Origin of the sequence: Noviherbaspirillum sp. UKPF54 (assembly GCF_007874125.1) — a bacterium.
In the GTDB taxonomy this organism is placed as follows: Bacteria; Pseudomonadota; Gammaproteobacteria; order Burkholderiales; family Burkholderiaceae_D; genus Noviherbaspirillum.
In genome coordinates, this window is the sequence record NZ_CP040128.1 from 2,531,419 (window position 1) to 2,549,105 (window position 17,687).

Consider the following 17,687-nt stretch of genomic DNA (forward strand, 5'->3'; position numbering starts at 1 on the left):
ATTCATCTCCTGTCCGCCGGCACCACGCGCACGCCATCATCGCGCGTGCGCCATACCAGCACGATGCCGGATGGCGTATTCACCAGCCGCGGCTGGTCCGACGCGCCGCCGGTGCGGGCCAGCTCCCGTTCCTGCCAGCTGCGCCCGGCATCGCCGGACACCCGTGACAGGATAGCCGTTTCCTTGCCGTCGAACTGCTTCCACGCCAGCACGACGTTGTTCCCCTGCGCGGCGACATCGGCATGCTCCGCCTGTGCCGCGCCCAGCCGCACCGGCTTGCCGAGGGAGCCGGCGGCGTCGCTCGCGGCGTAGAACAGGCCGCCTTCGTCATCCTTCACGTCGAACCACACCTGGTGCCGCGTGCCGTCCGGGCCGAACGCCAGGCCGGGCCCGTGGTGCGGGCAGGCGTCGACCTGCCAGTCGTCGAAGGTCACGCGGCTGGCCGCCACCGGCTTGCCGTCGGGGCGCAACCCGGCCAGCGCATGGTCGCGCACGTTAGGCTCGAACACATGGCGCCACATTGCCACGGCGCTGCCCTGAGGATCGAGCGCCAGCGCGATGCGGCAGCATTCGCAGCTGTGGTCGGCGAGCTTGTAGTCGCCCCGGAAGCTGGCGCCGCCATCGTCGGAAACCGCGTAATAGATCGCCGCGCCGGCATATTTCTCGTTGCGCGCCCTGGCCGCGGTGCTATCGCGCTTGTCGATCCACGCGATGTAGACGCGCCCCGCCCTGTCGACGATCATCGACTCGAAGCGATGCGTGATCAAGTCGCGATTGGCGTGCACGGTTGTCGGTGCCGAGAATGTCTTGCCGCCGTCGATCGAGCGGATAAAGCGGATTTCCCCGGTATAGGGCTTGGACAGCGGCCTCGTGTACGCGATATAGATTTCGTTGCGTGCGCCGAACGCGAGCTTGGGCCGGCTCTCGCCGGCGGCCTCGATTGGTTCCGCTGCCTGCTGCGCGCGCGCCGGAGGCGACCATGTCTGGCCCATGTCGGACGACATTTGCAGCACGACATAGCTGCCTGCCGCCCCCTGCCCGCCCGCCTCGACAGTGGCGATCCACAAGCGGCCCTGGCCGTCGACCGCAGCCGAGGTGCCCAATTCGACGCGCGCCGACTTCATGGCCTTGTGCTGCGCATGCGGGTCCTGCGCCGCGGCGCCGAAGGCAACGAGGGACAGTGCAAGCAATCCCGAGGAAAAGATGCGATGTACGGTATTCATGGCAATCAGAAACGCATTCTCACGCCGACATTCACGGCGCGCGGCATGGAGAGCACTTTGTTGTAGGGCTGGTTCACGTTGTACGGGGTTTCCGTATATTCGCGATCGAACAGGTTCACCACGTTGCCGAACACTTCCACGGTCTTGCTCCAGGCATAGCTGGCGCTGGCATTGACGATCGTGTTGCCGCCCTGCTCGAAGCGCGTTGTCGCGTTGTTGCTGGTGGTATCGAGCAGCATCGGGCCAATGTAGCGCAGTTCGGCGTATGTCCGCAGCTTTTCCACGGGCTTCCAGGTGGCGCCGAGCGAAGCGACATTCTTCGGCACGCCCGTCAGCTGCACACCTAGCGGGTCCGTCACGACCGCGCCGCGCCGCGTCAGGTAGGTCTCGGTGCGGGTGTAGAAGCCGTTGAGCGTCACGCTGTCCAGCACGTCCCAGCTGGCGACCAGCTCCACGCCGTGCGACTGGCCGTCCTGGTCGTTGGTGTAGTACTTGGCGGAGCCGGAACAGCCCGGCAGCGTCGCGCCGCCGCAAATGGTCTGGACCTGCTGCGGGGCACCCGCGCCGCTGGCTGTATAGGTCGCGATCATGTTGCTGATGTTGTAGAGGAAGTAGGTCGCGCCGGCCGAAAATCCGCCCTGGCGGTAATCGCTCCCCAGCTCCCAGCCGCGCAAGTCTTCCGGAACCAGGTCGGGATTGGCGATCGTGGTATTGCTGCCGGTGCCGAAGGTGCGCGTCAGGTTGTTGAACCCCGGCGCGCGGAATGCCTTGTAGGTCGCGCCGCGCAGCGAGACCCGGTCGTTCAGCTCATAGCGTACGGCAAGGCTCGGATTGAAGGCGGACTTGGTCGACGCGGGCAGCGCGCCGCCGGTGCTGGCGCCCGATGCCAGCGTGCGAGTATTGGTGCGGTCGTCGATCCGGTAGGCATCATAGCGCCCGCTGACGGTGATGTCGAGTGCGTCGAGCGGCGCGATCTTCGCTTGCGCGAACACGCCCTGGAAGGTTTGCGCACCTTCGCCGTGGGTGCTGCTGTTGAATTGTCCTTGCGGCGCCGCCGGGCCGGTCGGCGTGTTGTAGAACCACTCGGTATCCTGCGCCGACAGGCGCCGGTAATCCGCCCCGAGCTGAAAACTGTAGAGCGCGGCCCGCAGGTTCTTCGAGTAGATGAGCGAGCCGCCCTGCTCGCGGTAGCCCTGGTCGCCTTGCTGGGTATAGAACTGCACCACGTTGCCGTTGACCTTGGCCGGCGTCAGGCTGGCGCTGGTACTGGTCAGGCAAGTCGTGCCACCCTGGTAATAGCAGGTGTTGCCGTTGAATTTCTGGAAATTCACATACTGCGCCCACGCGTTCGCTTGCAGGCTGGCGCGATCGTCGAACGTCTTGATGAGGCTGGCCGCGAGGTCCGGGCTTTTCTGCAGGTTGTTGCCGAACTGGTAGCTGATGTCCTGATCCTGCACATGGTAGCCCAGCCGCAGGTAGCCGCTCAGGTCGGCAGAGGGCTTGAAGTAGGTCGTGAGGCGGATGTTCTTGTTTTCGCTCGTTACCGGCTGCTTTTGCGGAAAGCGGTACAGGAATTCGGCCGGCGTCGTCTGATAGCCGTCGGTATGGGAAAAATCGGCGGCGAGGTTGAAACTGAGCGCGTCCGAGAGCGCGACATTCTTGCTCAATGCGATGTTCGTGGTGCCTTGCGTGCCGATGCTTGCCGACGCCTCGCCCGCATTGTCGCTGACCCGCCTGGTGACGATATTAACGACGCCGGCCACGGCCATATTCCCCCACAGGCTGGAGTTCCCGCCACGGATAATCTCTACACGCTCGATGTTGGAGAGCGGGACCTTGAACCATTGGGTCGTGAGGTAGAACGGGTCATGGATAGGTATGCCATCTAGCAGTACCAGCACCTTGGCATTGCCTAAACCGCGCATCTTGGTTTGATGTCCGGTCGGGTCCGACAAGGCGGCCGGCACGCCAGTGAAGTTCATGCCCGGCACGTTGCGCAGCAATTGATCGAGCGTGGTGGCGGGCGACTTCCTGATGTCTTCCTGCGAGACGATGGTCGAGTGCAGCGGCATTTCCTCGACTTTTGCCTGGCTGCGGCTGGCCGAGACCACGACCGCGTCCAGCGTTCTTTCTTCCTGGGTTTGCTGCGCCATTGCGCAGTCCGCGCCGATCAGGGCGAGCGCCGCGAACAGGGGCGCATGCTTGGCGCCCATCGAACTTTTCATTGTCATTCCTTCGTTTCATTTCTTCGGATGCGGCCGGCTGCGCGCCATCTATGACGCGTTCAGCGGCAGCCGCAAGGCAAGCCGCAGGCTTGCACCGGCTCGATAGCCATGCTGGCGACGCTGGAGATCAGCGCAGCCGATGGCGGAAAGGCTCAGGAAACGAAAGGAGGAGCGCGCGGTTGCGCCGCCGCCCAGGCGAATAACGGGCGGGGGGAATGGAAGAAAAGATCGGGGCGAACAAGCGCGCCTTTTACCAGCGGAATGACTGTCGCGCCGGAGGGAGGCAAGCCCCAGGACGCCGCATGCGTGAAGCAGAACGGGCAATGCTCGAAGTGCATTCCGTCATTGGCCGGGCTTGAGCGATGCGCGCCGTCGGCATGGTGCGCCTTGAGACCGTTCGCCGTGCAGATTTCGCTGGAAACCGACAAGCTTCCCTTGGCGGAAACCGCCAGCGCATGGGAAATCGATGGCGCGAGTGCTGCCACGAGGATAGCAAAGCACCCTATCCATGCAGTAATGCGCTGTTTGTATCGATTGAAAACCATGCTGCCAAATAATTTTGATCAGGCAAAATTTCTTAATTACAGAGCCAAGCGAACACTTGATAAATCCGCAAAGCGCCTTCCGATTCTTCGCCTGATTGAGTAATTCTTACACGCCCTGCTGTGTAGCGAGAGACGATAAAACTGCCAATCGGCAACATTATCGCCATTTATCCGCCTTCTTCCATAGTCATTTCGACGGAGGCGAAAGGGAGACGCTGCATCGAGCCGCTCGTAACAGGCACATTTCATGCTGTGCTTTCTACGCAGAACAGGCCTACGGACATATTGGCATGAGTGCCCAGAGGTGTGGAAAACTTGAGCGATTGCTGTAACGCCAGGCACGGCAAGCACGACTAAGGAGTGACACCGGCTAATCAAGAATCTGTTGTTTCGGCCGTTGATCCAAATATATAGCGTGTCCGGGCCGACAGTTTGGGATTGGATAGTCGCATTGCACCAGACAGATGGAGTTTGTATGATGTTTCCAATATACAACTTTATTCCAGGACAATCCTGAGGAATGAAGAGGAATACGGGGAAGCGTGTGAAAACTGCATCACAGAAATATGTTTTTTCGCGGAAATCCCTGAAAATTGTATATGATGCATTGCAGCAACGAATGTTTATCTGCAGAATCTAGCGATACCGGTACCACTTGAAAGAGGCCAACATGCTTTACCAATTTCACGAGCTGAACCGTACCTTCCTGAACCCGCTTATCCAATGGGCGGAAGCTTCTGCCAAGCTGTTCACGAACCCGGTCTCGCCCCTCGCACACACGCCATTCGCGCAACGCATCGCGGCTGGCTACGAATTAATGTACCGGCTCGGCAAGGATTACGAAAAGCCCGAGTTCGGCATCAAGACCGTCCCGGTCCAAGGCAAGTCCGTGGGCGTTTATGAAGAAATCGCGGATCAGAAGCCGTTCTGCCGCCTGATCCACTTCAAGAAGGATTTGTCGGACAAGAAGTTCGCCGACCTGAAGCAGCCCACCGTGCTGCTGGTCGCGCCGCTGTCCGGCCACCATTCCACGCTGCTGCGCGATACCGTGCGCGCGCTGCTTTCGGAACACGACGTCTACATCACCGACTGGACCGATGCGCGCATGGTCCCGGTGTCGGAAGGCTCGTTCCACCTGCACGACTACATCTACTATGTGCAGGACTTCATCCGCCGCCTCGGCCCGGACCTGCACGTGATTTCGGTGTGCCAGCCGACCGTGCCGGTGCTCGCGGCCATTTCGCTGATGGCCACCGCCAACGACCTGAAGCTGCCCAAGACGATGACGATGATGGGCGGCCCGATCGACCCGCGCAAGTCGCCCACCGAGGTCAATGACCTCGCCACCAAGCGGCCCTTCTCCTGGTTCGAGACCAAGGTGATCTACAGCGTGCCGCCGAACTATCCGGGCTTCGGCCGCAAGGTCTACCCGGGCTTCCTGCAGCACGCCGGATTCGTCGCCATGAACCCGGGCCGCCACGCGCAAAGCCACTGGGACTTCTACATGCACCTGCGCCAGGGCGACAACGAGTCGGCCGAAGCGCATCGCAAGTTCTACGACGAGTACAACGCGGTGCTCGACATGCCGGCCGAGTACTACCTCGAAACCATCAAGACGGTGTTCCAGGAATTCCGCCTGCCGCTGGGCACCTGGGAAGTCGAAGGCAAGCTGGTGCGCCCGCAGGACATCAAGAATGTCGCGCTGCTGACCGTCGAGGGCGAGCTGGACGACATTTCCGGCTCCGGCCAGACCGAGGCCGCGCAGGACCTGTGCTCCGGCATTCCCAAGTCGCGCAAGCAGCATTACGTCGCCGAGCAGTGCGGCCATTACGGCATCTTCTCCGGCCGCCGCTGGCGCGAGATCATCTGCCCGAAGATCGGCGAATTCATCCGGACCCATTCCTGATTATTCCTGATCGTTCGCGCCGCCCCGGCTCCAAAAGCCGTTCTCCCGCAGGGGGGAACGGCTTTTCTATTTGAAGCGCGGCCTGTTTACTCGGATAATCCTGTTTTTTATTCCGCAAGACCCGCCGTGTCCTCAACAGCCCCGAAATCGCTGGCCGACCAGATCGAAGACCTGCTGCCGCAAACGCAATGCACCAAGTGCGGCTACCCGGCCTGCCGTCCCTACGCGGAAGCAGTCGCCAGCGGCGCGGCCGGCTACAACCAGTGCCCGCCGGGCGGCGCGCAAGGCGTCGAGCGCCTGGCACACCTGCTCGGCAAGCCCGTCATCCCGCTCAATCCCGCCAACGGCACCGAGCGCGCCCGCCCGGTTGCGGTGATCGACGAAGCGTTGTGCATCGGCTGTACGCTGTGCATCCAGGCCTGCCCGGTCGACGCCATCGTCGGCGCGGCCAAGCAGATGCATACCGTACTGCCGCAGTTGTGCACCGGTTGCGACCTGTGCGTGGCGCCCTGCCCGGTCGACTGCATCGCGATGGTCGATGTCACGCCGGGCAAGACCGGCTGGGACGCATGGTCGCAGGAACAGGCGGACAGCGCTCGCGAACGCCATCAATTCCACCTCTTGCGCCTGCGGCGCGACAAGGAGGAAAACGATGCGCGCCTGGCCGCCAAGGCCGCAGCCAAACTAAAGGCGGTCGAAGCCGAATCGACGCTGACGCCGGAAGAAAAGGCGGCGCAGGAGCGCAAGAAGGCGATCATCCAGGCGGCGATGGAACGCGCGCGGCTGCAAAAAGAGAAAATGGCGGAGCAAGCGAAAGAAAAGCCATGAACGCCGAAAAACGCCTGGAAATCTTCCGCCGCTTCCGCGATGCCAATCCGCACCCGACCACCGAACTCGAATACACGACGCCGTTCGAGCTGCTGATCGCGGTGATCCTGTCGGCGCAGGCCACCGACGTGTCGGTCAACAAGGCCACGCGCAAGCTGTACCCGGTCGCCAATACGCCGGATGCGATCTGCGAACTGGGCGTCGAAGGCCTGACCGAATACATCCGCACCATCGGCCTGTACCGCACCAAGGCCAAGAACGTGATCGAAACCTGCCGCCTGCTGATGGAGCGGCACGGCGGCGAGGTGCCGCGCACGCGCGAGGCGCTGGAAGCGCTGCCGGGCGTGGGGCGCAAGACCGCCAACGTGGTCCTCAACACCGCGTTCGGCGAGGCGACCATCGCGGTCGACACGCATATCTTCCGAGTTTCCAACCGTACCGGCATCGCGCCCGGCAAGAATGTCGACGAAGTCGAGCGCAAGCTGCTCAAGGCGGTGCCCGCCGAATTCCGGCACGACGCGCACCACTGGCTGATCCTGCACGGACGCTACACCTGCATTGCACGCAAGCCGCAATGCTGGAACTGCATCATTGCCGACCTGTGCGAATACAGGGACAAGACGCCGCTGCCGGAAAAAGATATTTAAATGACCTGGCAGGCTTCCTCAAAGGCGAGGCGCGGGCCGCGCGGGTACAGCTTGCCGGTATCGCCATAGCCGAGGCTGCACACGAAGTTGACCCTGACCGACGTACCGGCGAAGAAGGCTTCGTTGACCTTTTCCACGTTGAATCCCGACATCGGCGCGCAATCGAGTCCGACTGCGCGCGCAGCCAGGATGAAATAGCCTCCCTGCAGGGACGAGTTGCGCATGGCGGTCGATTCGATCGCCTGCCGGTTGCCGGCGAACCAGGAACGGGCGTCGGGATTATGCGGAAACAGTCGCGGGAGCTTTTCGTAAAACTCCAGGTCCATCCCGATGATCGCCGTGACCGGCGCGGTCCTGGTTTTCTCGATATTTCCCTCGTTCATGCAAGCCAGCAGCTTTTCCTTCGCTTGCGCCGATTTCACGAACACGATGCGCGCCGGCGTGCAATTGGCGGACGTCGGTCCCCACTTCATCAGATCGTAGATCTGGCGCAGCTGCGCATCGGTGACCGCCTGGTCGCGCCAGCCGTTGTGGGTGCGCGCGTCGAGGAACAGGGTATGGAGTGCGGATTCGTTCAACATGATGGAGTCCATGGGTAATGGCGATATTGATTCTTGCGCCTTCATGCTTTTGGCATGCAGGAATGAAGCCTATCTTAAACGAAACTACCGGGCCTCGTCGGGCTCTGTAAAATGGAGGGTTTAGCGCGCCCTCCATTCATTGATCGACCGATGTTTACCCCTTCCCAGCACGATGTCCGCCGCTTTTTCTGCGAAACCTACCGCAAGTGGCGCGCCAACGAAATCCTGACGCCGATGGAAGCCATCGCGCGCGACTGGATCATGCAGCACCAGGAATATGCGGATGCGCTGTCCGACGTGGAGGCGGCGCTCGCCGCCGATTATTCCGTCGAGCGCGGCCAGGCCAATCCCTTTCTGCATCTGTCGATGCACCTGTCGATCGCGGAACAGATATCGATCGACCAGCCGCCCGGTATCCGAGCCGCCTTCCTCGGCCTGGCGCAGCGGCTGGGTTCCGAGCATGAAGCGCATCACCAGATCATGGAATGCCTGGGCGAGATGATCTGGAACTCGCAGCGCAGCGGGTTGCCACCGGACGGGGCGGCTTATGTGGAATGCGTGAAACGGCGCTGAGGCGCACAAAAATGCCACGGCATGCCGTGGCTTTTTTGAACCTGCTGTTACGGCTTGCTTGCCTGCTTACTTGCGCAACACCAGCGAACCCGGCAGGCTGTGCAGGTAGGCGGCGATGTTCTGGATATCCTGCTTCGACAGCGGCTTGGCCTGCGCGCCCATGATGGCGTTGCCGCGGCCGTTGGCGCCGTTGACGCCGCGCTGGTAGGCGATCAGCGCGTGTTCGAGGTAGTCCTGGTGCTGGCCGGCCAGCTTCGGATAGCTCGGATCGACCGGCGAATTGAAGTCCTTTCCGTGGCAGGCCGCGCAGTTGTATTTTTCCGTTGCCGCCTTGCCGGCCGCGGCGTCGCCACCGGCAAAGGCATTCGCCGACAGCAGCACGGCTGCGCATGCGAGAATCTTTTTCATAGCCCCCCCCTTATTTCTGCTGTGCGTAGTACGCCGCCACGTCGGCGATATCCTGGTCCGACAGGCCGGCCGCGATGCCGCGCATGCTCGGATTCTTGCGGTCGCCCTTCTTGTACTGGTTCAGCGCGCTCTCGATATATTTGGCCGACTGGCCGCCAATCATGGGCACCTGGTAAACCTCGGGGAAAGTCGCCTTGTAGCCCGGGATGCCATGGCATCCGATACACATGGCCACCTTGTTCTTTGCCGCATCGGCGTTGCCCGCCACGTCCGCCGCGGCGGCGAAGCTGGCGATGCCCGCAAGCGCGAGAAGCGCAAATGTTTTTTTCATGATGGTTGCAGTTAATGCGAAATCGGCTCGGTTAATCGGATCAATCGACGTTGACAGCCAGCACTATTTTTAAAATAGTTGATCTAGAGCATTGACTTGTTGCACTAAATCCACCCAATTCTAACCCAAGACTGTCAAATCGTACACATTGACTCCGGCCGTCCGGGGCGCGCCTCACCCCTGCTTGCGCTCGTCCGATTTCGCACGCCTTGCCTGCTGGCGCGGCACCGCACCCGGCGCGGTGGGAAGCGCGGTAATCGTCGCTCCTCGCTTCTGCGGAAACAGAAACGCCCGGGGCGCGGCCGCCATGCGCTGCAGGACGGACCGGAATACCAGGCGCCGGGTGCGCCCGGGCACGTCGCGCGCGCGCAGCGCCAGCATCAGCGCGCAGGCAAAAGCGACGCCGACGTTGAGCAGGCCGGACAATCCCACGCCGGCGGCGGCCAGCCAGAAGTCGCGCGACTTGAGCGCCTCCAGGCCGAGACTGCCGGCGGCGGCCGTCAATTCCCCGGCCGCCAGCGTGATGTGCCGGATCTCGAACGGCATGCCGAAGAAGCGCGCCAGTATCGGCGTCATGCCCAGCAGGAGCGCCAGCGACACGCTGCCCGCGATGCGCGCCACATGGCGCTCGATCCAGGCGGCCCAGCGCTGGGCGCGCGCCGCGCCCAGTATGTGCACCAGCCGCCGGTGATGGGCCAGTCCTTCGCGCAGCTTGCGCAAGGCAAACCAGTTGTCGGCGAAACCGGCCGCCAGCCCCGACAGCCACAGCAGCACGCCCGTCAGCGCGGCAAACAGCGGCGTCGCCCCCCAGGCTGACAGCGCCGCCATGCCGGCGCGCGCCTTTTCCGCAGGCAGCAGCGGTGCGCCGGAAAGCTGCCATGCCGCCACCGAGATCAGCAGCATGACCGGGATCACGCCCAGCAGATTGCCGAACACCGCAGCCGCCTGTGCGCGCACCAGTGCGGCCGCTTCCGACATCAGATTGCGCAAGCCTTCCAGCGTATCGAGCGATTGCATGCGCGATGCCAGCGCCGGCGCGGTCAGTGCCGGCTGCCTGGCCGCAAGCGTGCCGCCGGTCGCCGCAATCGTGCCCAGGCATGCGGCATAGTTGAGCGAAGCCAGCAAGCCTTCGAAAAAGCGCGCGCCGCCGCCGGCCAATGCGCCCTTGGCCAGCACGGCCGCCGACACGACGGCGCCGCCGCGCCATGCCGACTTCAGCATCGCGCCATACTCGGCGCGGTCGCGCGCCGCATACTGCTCGCCGTGATCGGCATTGCGCTCGACCATCTTGCGCGCCAATAGCGAAAAACTCCTGCTGACCAACCCCTTGACCGAGGACCGGTGGTGATGCGCGTCGACCAGGTCGATCAGCAAGGCCTGCACCTGCGCCGTCGCCTGCGCACTGGCCGGCATCGAACGCAGGTCGATCAGGCGCGTCATGCGCGCCAGCTGCGCGCGCATGCGCTCGACCCGATACACCAGCCCCACCGATACGCCGTATTCGTCCAGGTGGCTGTAGATGCGGTCGGTCTGCGCCTGACATACGGCGATCAGCATACGCACGCTGCGCAACGCAGCTTCATCGTCCGGGCGCGCCAGCAGGTATTTTTCCAGCTCGCGCCGCAACGCCATGAAGGGCGTCGCCTGCAGCGGCGTCCGCGGCTCCAGGCGCTGGCGGAAATCCGGGCTGATGCCCACAGCGATGACCGTGCAGGCAAGATAAGTAAGCGCTTCGTCGATCTGCTGCCGGTAGTTGTGCGCGATGCCGTCGTCGGCGCACAGCTTCCAGATGCGCTGCAGCGTCTTGTGGTCCAGGCCGAGCAGCCAGTCGGCGTCGGCCGGCTCCGGGAACATCGCGGTAAACAGCATCGACAGATCGCTCTGCGACGGCGCCCCGGGCAGAATGGCCTTGACGATGCGCTCGCCCAGTTCATTGAAAAACGCCGGTTCGCGCGGCAAGCCGGTGGCGCAGAACAGTTCCGGGCCAACCGCTTCGCGCAGGGTCTTTTGCAGCGTCGCCTGCACCACGCGCCGCACCTCGCGATGCTGGTCCAGCCAGTCGAGCAGAAAGCGCGTGCGCTGGTGCCTCACCCTCTTCCAGGCATGCTCGTCCAACCGCGCCGAGTACGATATGCGCGGCTCATGGCGCAGCCATTCGGCGACGTCGATCAGCCAGTTCGCACGCTCGCTCCAGGACGCGAACGGACTGGCGCGCCGCATGAGCGATTCGACCTGATTGAAGATGCGCAGATGGTTTTCGAGATGACGCGGGGAAGCGCGGCGAAAGCGGCGCCACATGACCAGCAACTTCAGCAATGATATTTTCATGGGGTATGTGTCTGGTGGGAACATGCGGGAAATGGCGCCATCCGGCGTGCTTCCTTTCTCGCTTATACTTAAAGTTATTCTTTTCTTTTTTTAAAAATACAACGCTATGCGACAAGAGACACGCTTCGAAGGTTCCCGGAATTACGTTGCGACCAACGATTTGAAACTTGCCGTCAACGCGGCATTGACCTTGCAGCGACCCTTGTTGATCAAGGGCGAGCCTGGCACCGGCAAGACCATGCTGGCCGAGGAAGTGGCAGCCGCGCTCGGCATGCCGCTGCTGCAATGGCACATCAAGTCCACCACCAAGGCGCAGCAGGGCCTGTACGAATACGACGCCGTGTCGCGCCTGCGCGATTCGCAGCTGGGCGACGAGCGCGTCAAGGACATCCACAACTACATCGTCAAGGGCGTGCTGTGGCAGGCGTTCACTTCCGACCAGCAGGTGGTGCTGCTGATCGACGAGATCGACAAGGCCGACATCGAATTCCCGAACGACTTGCTGCGCGAGCTCGACCGCATGGAGTTCTACGTCTACGAGACGCGCGAGATGGTGCAGGCGAAGAACCGACCGCTGGTGATTATCACGTCCAACAACGAGAAGGAATTGCCGGACGCCTTCCTGCGCCGCTGCTTCTTCCACTACATCAAGTTCCCCGACAAGGACACGATGGAGCAGATCGTCGACGTCCACTTCCCGCACCTGAAAAAGGACTTGCTGGCGCAGGCGCTGCAGACCTTCTACGAAGTGCGCGAGATCGCCGGGCTGAAGAAGAAGCCGTCGACCTCGGAGCTGATCGACTGGCTGAAGCTCTTGCTGGCCGAAGACATCCCGCCGGAAGCGCTGCGCAGCCAGGATGCGAAGCTGGCGGTGCCGCCGCTGCACGGCGCGCTGCTCAAGAACGAGCAGGACGTGCACCTGTTCGAGCGCCTGGTGTTCATGGCGCGGGCGAACCGATGAACGCGGCGTTCGCCGGGCCGCAAATTGCATTCGCGAGGATGACGTGCTGATCGACTTTTTCTTCACCTTGAAGGACGCCAAGATTCCAGTCTCGATCAAGGAGTTCCTGGTCTTGCTGGAAGCGATGCAAAAGAATGTCATCAGCCCGTCGCTGGATGACTTCTATTTCCTGTCGCGCACCACGCTGGTCAAGGACGAAGCGCATTACGACAAGTTCGACAAGGCGTTCGGCCTGTATTTCCGCGGCATCGAGACGATCTTCGAGAAGACCCCGGAAATCCCGCTCGACTGGCTGGCCAAGCGCCTGGAGCGCGAGCTGACGCCGGAGCAGAAGGCGGCGATCGAGAAGTTCGGCTACGACAAGCTGATGGATCGACTGAAGCAATTGCTGGAAGAGCAGAAGGAACGCCACGAAGGCGGCAACCGCTGGATCGGCACCGGCGGCACTTCGCCCTTCGGCAACGGCGGCACCAACCCGGAAGGCATCCGCATCGGCGGCAAGGGCGGCAACCGCTCGGCGGTGAAGGTATGGGAGGCGCGCGCCTTTCGCGACTACGACGACGAGCGCGAGCTCGGCACGCGCAACATCAAGGTCGCGCTGCGCCGCCTGCGCCGTTTCGCGCGCGAGGGCGCAGCCGAGGAATTCGCGCTGGACGACACCATCCGCGCCACCGCCAGCAATGCCGGCTACCTCGACATCAAGATGCAGCCGGAGCGCAGGAACAACATCAAGGTGCTGATGCTGCTCGACGTGGGCGGCACGATGGACGACCACATCGCGCGCACCGAGGAATTGTTTTCGGCGGCGAAGACCGAGTTCAAGAACATGGAGTTTTTCTACTTCCACAACTGCGTCTACGACTACCTGTGGAAGAACAACCGGCGCCGCCACGCGGAAAAATTCCCGACCTGGGACGTGCTGCGCAAGTATCCGCCGGATACCAAGCTGATCTTCGTCGGCGATGCCACCATGAGCCCGTACGAAGTGCTGGCGCCGGGCGGCTCGGTCGAGTACAACAACGAGGAAGCGGGCGCGGAGTGGCTGCAGCGCTTCACCAGCACCTTTCCCAAGTTCATCTGGCTCAATCCGGAACCGGAAAGCCTGTGGCAGTACCGGCAGTCGATTTCCGTCATCCGGCAGATCATGAACAACCGCATGTTCCCGGTCACGATCGAAGGACTGGAGCGCGGGATGCGGATGCTGAGCAAATAGCTAGGGAGTGTTACGCACTCTCTAGCGCTGCAGCGGCATGAACTTCTTCAGTACGCTGATCATGTGCTGGCTCGCCAGCGGCTTGTTGAGGAAGCCGTCCGCGCCGACGTAACGCGCCTGTTCGAGGTCGTAGGCAAACGGCTTGCTGACCAGGAAAACGACCGCGATGCGCACCGGCGAATCCTTTTCCTTGATGGCCCAGCACAGGCGGTAAGGGTCGACGCCGGGAGTGGACGTATTGATCATGACCACCGCGACCGGATGCTGCTGGCAGATGTCGACCGCCTTCGTTTCGTCGTCGGCCCAGGCCACCTTTACCTGTTGCCGCGCCAGCAGGTCGGACAGGTAGTCGCGCAGCGCGGAATTCTTGTCGATCACCAGCACCAGTCCGTTGTCGGGCACCTTGGCGCGCATCTTTTCGTATTCCGCCGGATCGGTCAGGTCGACGTCGAGGCGGTTGCGGCGGCGCCGCTCCGGCACGGTGACGATGTCCGAAGCCTCCAGGCGAGACAATGCATCGGCGCGTTTTTCCACCAAGCCATCGAGCGCAGCGATCAGCGCCGTCCAGTCGATCGGCCGCGCCACCCGCGGATAAGGCAGCTCGATTTGCGGATCGCCGATCATGAGCGCTGGACGGACGTCGCTCGGGCGCAGGTCGGCCAGCGAGACCAGTGCACGCAGTTCATCGGCATTGGCGACATACATGTCCGGGTCCTGCAAATTGTTCTGTGCGAGACGGAAATATCCATAACCCTTACCCTGCCGGACCGCAAAGGCCGCGTCGAACCGTTCCTCCTCGGCGGAAGAAAACCCGATCAGGCGCACTGCGAAAGGAAAATTATGGAATGACATGATGCTTCATTCTATAAAGACTTTCACATATTGCACCAGAGTAATTTATTGCCCGCAAAAGCCATCTACCAGCGCGCAACTTTGCGCGGTAACACATGGTTATAGATGATGCCACGCCGGCTCCTTCCCGCTTGGAAGACGGAGTTCAGCCCATATCTAGATCATTCTTCCTTGTTAACGTCCACCGACAGGCCATCTGCCGTGTCACTTCTTTTTTTCATTAGAATGCTGGGGTTTCCATTTGTGTTTAAATACCTTCCCTGATTAAGCACATTCTTTTAAGCAACAACCGAACATCTGGCATCTCCAATTAATGGCAACTAAAAAACCCTCCGATTACAGCGAAGCCTCCATCCGGGTCCTGAAGGGCCTGGAGCCGGTGAAGCAGCGCCCGGGCATGTACACCCGCACCGAAAACCCGCTGCACATCATCCAGGAAGTGATCGATAACGCCTCCGATGAAGCGCTCGGCGGATATTGCAAGAATATTCTCGTGACCCTGAACGCGGACGGCAGCGTCAGCGTGGAAGACGACGGGCGCGGCATTCCGGTCGGGCTGCATCCGGAAGAAAAGGTGCCGACCGTCGAAATCGTGTTCACCCGGCTGCATGCCGGCGGCAAGTTCGACAAGGGCTCGGGCGGCGCCTATTCCTTTTCCGGCGGCCTGCACGGCGTGGGCGTGTCCGTCACCAATGCGCTGGCGTCGCGGCTGGAAATCACGGTGTGGCGCGAAGGCGGCGTGCACCAGATCGCGTTCGCCGACGGCGACGTGGTGCAGAAGCTGAAATCGCGCCCGACGACGAAGGAAGACAAGAAATCCGGCACCCGCGTCACCGTGTGGCCGAACGCGAAATACTTCGACTCCTCCGCGATTCCGAACGCGGAACTGCAGCGCCTGCTGCGCTCGAAGGCCGTGCTGCTGCCGGGGGTGAAAGTCACGCTGACCAACGCAAAGACCGGCGACAGCCAGACCTGGCAGTACGACCAGGGCTTGCGCGGTTACCTGGTCGAATCGCTGGCACAGGCGTCGCACGCCGATCCGCTGATCCCGCTGTTCGAAGGAGAGCAATATGCCGGCTCGGATGCCGACGGTTTTTCCGAGGGCGAAGGCGCGGCCTGGGTCGTGGCCTGGACCGAGGAAGGCAACGTGGTGCGCGAATCCTATGTGAACCTGATTCCGACGCCGGCCGGCGGCACGCACGAAGCCGGTTTGCGTGAAGGCTTGTTCGGCGCGGTGAAGAGCTTCGTCGAGATGCACTCGATGCTGCCCAAGGGCGTGAAGCTGCTGCCGGAAGACGTATTTGCGCGCGTGTCGTTCGTGTTGAGCGCAAAAGTGCTCGATCCGCAGTTCCAGGGCCAGATCAAGGAACGCCTGAACTCGCGCGACGCGGTGCGGCTGGTGGGAACCTTCACCCGACCTGCGCTGGAATTGTGGCTGAACCAGCATGTCGATTACGGCAAGAAGCTGGCGGAACTGGTGATCAAGCAGGCGCAGTCGCGCCTGCGTTCCGCGCAAAAGGTCGAAAAGAAGAAATCCTCCGGCGTGGCGGTCTTGCCGGGCAAGCTGACCGATTGCGAATCGGACGACGTGTCGCGCAACGAACTGTTCCTGGTCGAGGGAGACTCGGCGGGCGGCTCGGCCAAGATGGGGCGCGACAAGGAATTCCAGGCGATCCTGCCCCTGCGCGGCAAGGTGCTCAATTCCTGGGAAACCGAGCGCGACCGGCTGTTCGCCAACAACGAGATCCACGACATCGCGGTGGCGATCGGTGTCGACCCGCACGGACCGAACGACACCCCGGATTTGAGCGGTCTGCGCTACGGCAAGATCTGCATCCTGTCGGACGCGGACGTCGACGGCTCGCACATCCAGGTGCTGCTGCTGACGCTGTTCTTCAAGCACTTCCCGCAACTGATCGCGCGCGGCCACATCTGCGTGGCGCGCCCGCCGCTGTACCGCATCGATGCGCCGGCGCGCGGCAAGAAGCAGGCGCAGAAGCTGTACGCGCTGGACGACGGCGAACTGGAAGCGATCGAGGACAAGCTGCGCAAGGATGGCCTGAAGGATGGCTCGTGGGCGATCTCCCGCTTCAAAGGCCTGGGCGAAATGAATGCCGAGCAGCTGTGGGAAACCACGATGAACCCGGACACGCGGCGCCTGCTGCCGGTGTCGCTGGGCGACTTCGACCTGGCCGCCTCGGAAAACCGTTTCAACATGCTGATGGGTAAAGGCGAAGCAGCCGCGCGGCGCGCCTGGCTGGAAGAACACGGCAACGAGGCGGAAGCCGACATCTGATCAATGCGAATAACAAGAGCCATCGCTGCATTGTTGCTGACGCTCGCATCCTCGTATGCGAGCGCCGACATCTATGGCTACGTCGATCGCGATGGCTCCGCGCATTTTTCCACCGAAAAGCTCGACGAGCGCTACCAGTTGTTCGTGCGCGGCGGCGCTGCTTTCGATTCGTCGCAATTGCCGCAATCGACGGCTGAGCCTGCCAGGACGCCGCTGTTCGACTTCCTGTCGAAGCACCCTAACCTGAAGAAATACGAGCCCTTGCTGAACGAGGCGGCGCAGGAATTCTCGCTCGACCCCGCGCTGCTGAAAGCGGTGATGGCAGCCGAGTCCGGCTTCAATCCCGGGGCGGTGTCGCCCAAGGGCGCGATCGGATTGATGCAGGTGATGCCCGCGACCGCCGAACGCTACGGACTGCAGGGCGACAGGAAGAAAACGGTCGAGCAGAAGCTGGCCGATCCGAAGACGAACATCCGGCTCGCCGCGCGCTATCTGCGCGACCTGCACAAGCTGTTCCCGTTTCGTCCGGAACTCGTGATCGCGTCCTACAACGCGGGCGAGCGCGCTGTGCAGAAGCACAACAATGCCGTGCCCCCCTACCCCGAGACGCGCAGCTATGTGCAGATCGTCAAGCAGCTGTACCAGCTGTACAAGCCGGCGGCGGAAAAGCTCGCCATCGCCGCATTCTCCGAATCCGCATCCGGCGCGCGCCGGATTCACATGACCATTCCCGGTCGCCGCAGCATGCCGGCCGACACATTCGAATAAAT

16 protein-coding genes are annotated in these 17,687 nt (G+C 62.3%); 8 read left to right on the forward strand and 8 right to left on the reverse strand.

Going from position 1 to position 17,687, the window contains the following annotated elements; all coding sequences use genetic code 11:
- Positions 1 to 2: 2 nt before the first annotated feature.
- The 3 genes from FAY22_RS11695 to FAY22_RS11705 form a co-directional block, all read right to left on the reverse strand.
- Positions 3 to 1,223 (reverse strand): sialidase family protein, encoded by a 1,221-nt coding sequence (locus FAY22_RS11695; RefSeq protein ID WP_146330366.1) that lies wholly within the window; start codon positions 1,221 to 1,223, stop codon positions 3 to 5.
- A gap of 5 nt (positions 1,224 to 1,228) precedes the next feature.
- Positions 1,229 to 3,448: a TonB-dependent receptor gene (locus tag FAY22_RS11700; RefSeq protein ID WP_168204823.1), complete on the reverse strand. Its 2,220-nt coding sequence runs from the start codon at positions 3,446 to 3,448 to the stop codon at positions 1,229 to 1,231.
- Positions 3,449 to 3,600: 152 nt separating this feature from the next.
- Complete coding sequence (locus tag FAY22_RS11705; protein ID WP_146330368.1) at positions 3,601 to 3,993, reverse strand: DUF2946 domain-containing protein; 393 nt, start codon at positions 3,991 to 3,993, stop codon at positions 3,601 to 3,603.
- A 670-nt stretch (positions 3,994 to 4,663) separates the two neighbouring features.
- Between FAY22_RS11705 and FAY22_RS11710 the strand changes: the two genes are divergently transcribed.
- The 3 genes from FAY22_RS11710 (at position 4,664) to nth (ending at position 7,374) form a co-directional block, all read left to right on the forward strand.
- Positions 4,664 to 5,899 (forward strand): polyhydroxyalkanoate depolymerase, encoded by a 1,236-nt coding sequence (locus tag FAY22_RS11710; RefSeq protein WP_146330369.1) that lies wholly within the window; start codon positions 4,664 to 4,666, stop codon positions 5,897 to 5,899.
- Positions 5,900 to 6,025: 126 nt separating this feature from the next.
- A complete protein-coding gene (gene rsxB, locus FAY22_RS11715) occupies positions 6,026 to 6,727 on the forward strand; it encodes an electron transport complex subunit RsxB (protein WP_146330370.1) in 702 nt (233 codons plus the stop codon).
- Positions 6,724 to 7,374 carry an endonuclease III gene (nth, locus tag FAY22_RS11720; protein WP_146330371.1) on the forward strand — a complete coding sequence of 217 codons (651 nt, stop codon included), beginning with the start codon at positions 6,724 to 6,726 and terminating at the stop codon, positions 7,372 to 7,374. Before rsxB ends, nth begins: the two co-directional genes overlap by 4 nt.
- On the opposite strand, the gene FAY22_RS11725 is transcribed toward nth, so the two are convergent.
- Complete coding sequence (locus FAY22_RS11725) at positions 7,371 to 7,955, reverse strand: malonic semialdehyde reductase (RefSeq protein WP_246860490.1); 585 nt, start codon at positions 7,953 to 7,955, stop codon at positions 7,371 to 7,373. The genes nth and FAY22_RS11725 overlap by 4 nt on opposite strands.
- 150 nt (positions 7,956 to 8,105) lie before the next feature.
- On the opposite strand from FAY22_RS11725, the gene FAY22_RS11730 reads away from it, so the two are divergent.
- Positions 8,106 to 8,528, forward strand: coding sequence for a DUF1841 family protein (locus FAY22_RS11730; RefSeq protein ID WP_146330373.1), 423 nt, complete (start codon positions 8,106 to 8,108; stop codon positions 8,526 to 8,528).
- Between the two features lie 66 nt (positions 8,529 to 8,594).
- On the opposite strand, the gene FAY22_RS11735 is transcribed toward FAY22_RS11730, so the two are convergent.
- From FAY22_RS11735 to FAY22_RS11745, 3 genes are all read right to left on the reverse strand, one after another.
- Entirely contained in the window at positions 8,595 to 8,936 is a 342-nt protein-coding gene (locus FAY22_RS11735) for a cytochrome c (RefSeq protein ID WP_146330374.1), read from the reverse strand.
- A 10-nt stretch (positions 8,937 to 8,946) separates the two neighbouring features.
- Positions 8,947 to 9,267, reverse strand: coding sequence for a cytochrome c (locus FAY22_RS11740; RefSeq protein WP_146330375.1), 321 nt, complete (start codon positions 9,265 to 9,267; stop codon positions 8,947 to 8,949).
- A 174-nt stretch (positions 9,268 to 9,441) separates the two neighbouring features.
- A complete protein-coding gene (locus tag FAY22_RS11745; RefSeq protein WP_146330376.1) occupies positions 9,442 to 11,595 on the reverse strand; it encodes a preprotein translocase subunit TatB in 2,154 nt (717 codons plus the stop codon).
- A gap of 106 nt (positions 11,596 to 11,701) precedes the next feature.
- On the opposite strand from FAY22_RS11745, the gene FAY22_RS11750 reads away from it, so the two are divergent.
- Complete coding sequence (locus tag FAY22_RS11750; RefSeq protein ID WP_146330377.1) at positions 11,702 to 12,556, forward strand: MoxR family ATPase; 855 nt, start codon at positions 11,702 to 11,704, stop codon at positions 12,554 to 12,556.
- Positions 12,557 to 12,599: 43 nt separating this feature from the next.
- On the forward strand, positions 12,600 to 13,769 hold the full coding sequence (locus FAY22_RS11755) for a VWA domain-containing protein (protein WP_146330378.1): 1,170 nt from the start codon (positions 12,600 to 12,602) through the stop codon (positions 13,767 to 13,769).
- A gap of 21 nt (positions 13,770 to 13,790) precedes the next feature.
- On the opposite strand, the gene FAY22_RS11760 is transcribed toward FAY22_RS11755, so the two are convergent.
- A complete protein-coding gene (locus FAY22_RS11760; RefSeq protein ID WP_146330379.1) occupies positions 13,791 to 14,621 on the reverse strand; it encodes a PleD family two-component system response regulator in 831 nt (276 codons plus the stop codon).
- 313 nt (positions 14,622 to 14,934) lie between these two features.
- Here FAY22_RS11760 and FAY22_RS11765 point away from each other — a divergent pair, with 313 nt between their 5' ends.
- Positions 14,935 to 16,917, forward strand: a complete 1,983-nt coding sequence (locus FAY22_RS11765; protein ID WP_146330380.1) for a DNA topoisomerase IV subunit B — start codon at positions 14,935 to 14,937, stop codon at positions 16,915 to 16,917.
- A gap of 3 nt (positions 16,918 to 16,920) precedes the next feature.
- Positions 16,921 to 17,685: a lytic transglycosylase domain-containing protein gene (locus FAY22_RS11770; protein WP_146330381.1), complete on the forward strand. Its 765-nt coding sequence runs from the start codon at positions 16,921 to 16,923 to the stop codon at positions 17,683 to 17,685.
- The last annotated feature ends 2 nt before the right edge of the window (positions 17,686 to 17,687 follow it).

Bases quoted from the DNA above. Each gene is read 5' to 3' on its own strand.
- FAY22_RS11695 (WP_146330366.1), bottom strand. From the start codon at position 1,223: ATGAATACCGTACATCGCATCTTTTCCTCGGGATTGCTTGCACTGTCC.
- FAY22_RS11700 (WP_168204823.1), bottom strand. From the start codon at position 3,448: ATGAAAAGTTCGATGGGCGCCAAGCATGCGCCCCTGTTCGCGGCGCTC.
- FAY22_RS11705 (WP_146330368.1), bottom strand. From the start codon at position 3,993: ATGGTTTTCAATCGATACAAACAGCGCATTACTGCATGGATAGGGTGC.
- FAY22_RS11710 (WP_146330369.1), top strand. From the start codon at position 4,664: ATGCTTTACCAATTTCACGAGCTGAACCGTACCTTCCTGAACCCGCTT.
- nth (WP_146330371.1), top strand. From the start codon at position 6,724: ATGAACGCCGAAAAACGCCTGGAAATCTTCCGCCGCTTCCGCGATGCC.
- FAY22_RS11725 (WP_246860490.1), bottom strand. From the start codon at position 7,955: ATGTTGAACGAATCCGCACTCCATACCCTGTTCCTCGACGCGCGCACC.
- FAY22_RS11730 (WP_146330373.1), top strand. From the start codon at position 8,106: ATGTTTACCCCTTCCCAGCACGATGTCCGCCGCTTTTTCTGCGAAACC.
- FAY22_RS11735 (WP_146330374.1), bottom strand. From the start codon at position 8,936: ATGAAAAAGATTCTCGCATGCGCAGCCGTGCTGCTGTCGGCGAATGCC.
- FAY22_RS11740 (WP_146330375.1), bottom strand. From the start codon at position 9,267: ATGAAAAAAACATTTGCGCTTCTCGCGCTTGCGGGCATCGCCAGCTTC.
- FAY22_RS11745 (WP_146330376.1), bottom strand. From the start codon at position 11,595: ATGAAAATATCATTGCTGAAGTTGCTGGTCATGTGGCGCCGCTTTCGC.
- FAY22_RS11750 (WP_146330377.1), top strand. From the start codon at position 11,702: ATGCGACAAGAGACACGCTTCGAAGGTTCCCGGAATTACGTTGCGACC.
- FAY22_RS11760 (WP_146330379.1), bottom strand. From the start codon at position 14,621: ATGTCATTCCATAATTTTCCTTTCGCAGTGCGCCTGATCGGGTTTTCT.
- FAY22_RS11765 (WP_146330380.1), top strand. From the start codon at position 14,935: ATGGCAACTAAAAAACCCTCCGATTACAGCGAAGCCTCCATCCGGGTC.
- FAY22_RS11770 (WP_146330381.1), top strand. From the start codon at position 16,921: ATGCGAATAACAAGAGCCATCGCTGCATTGTTGCTGACGCTCGCATCC.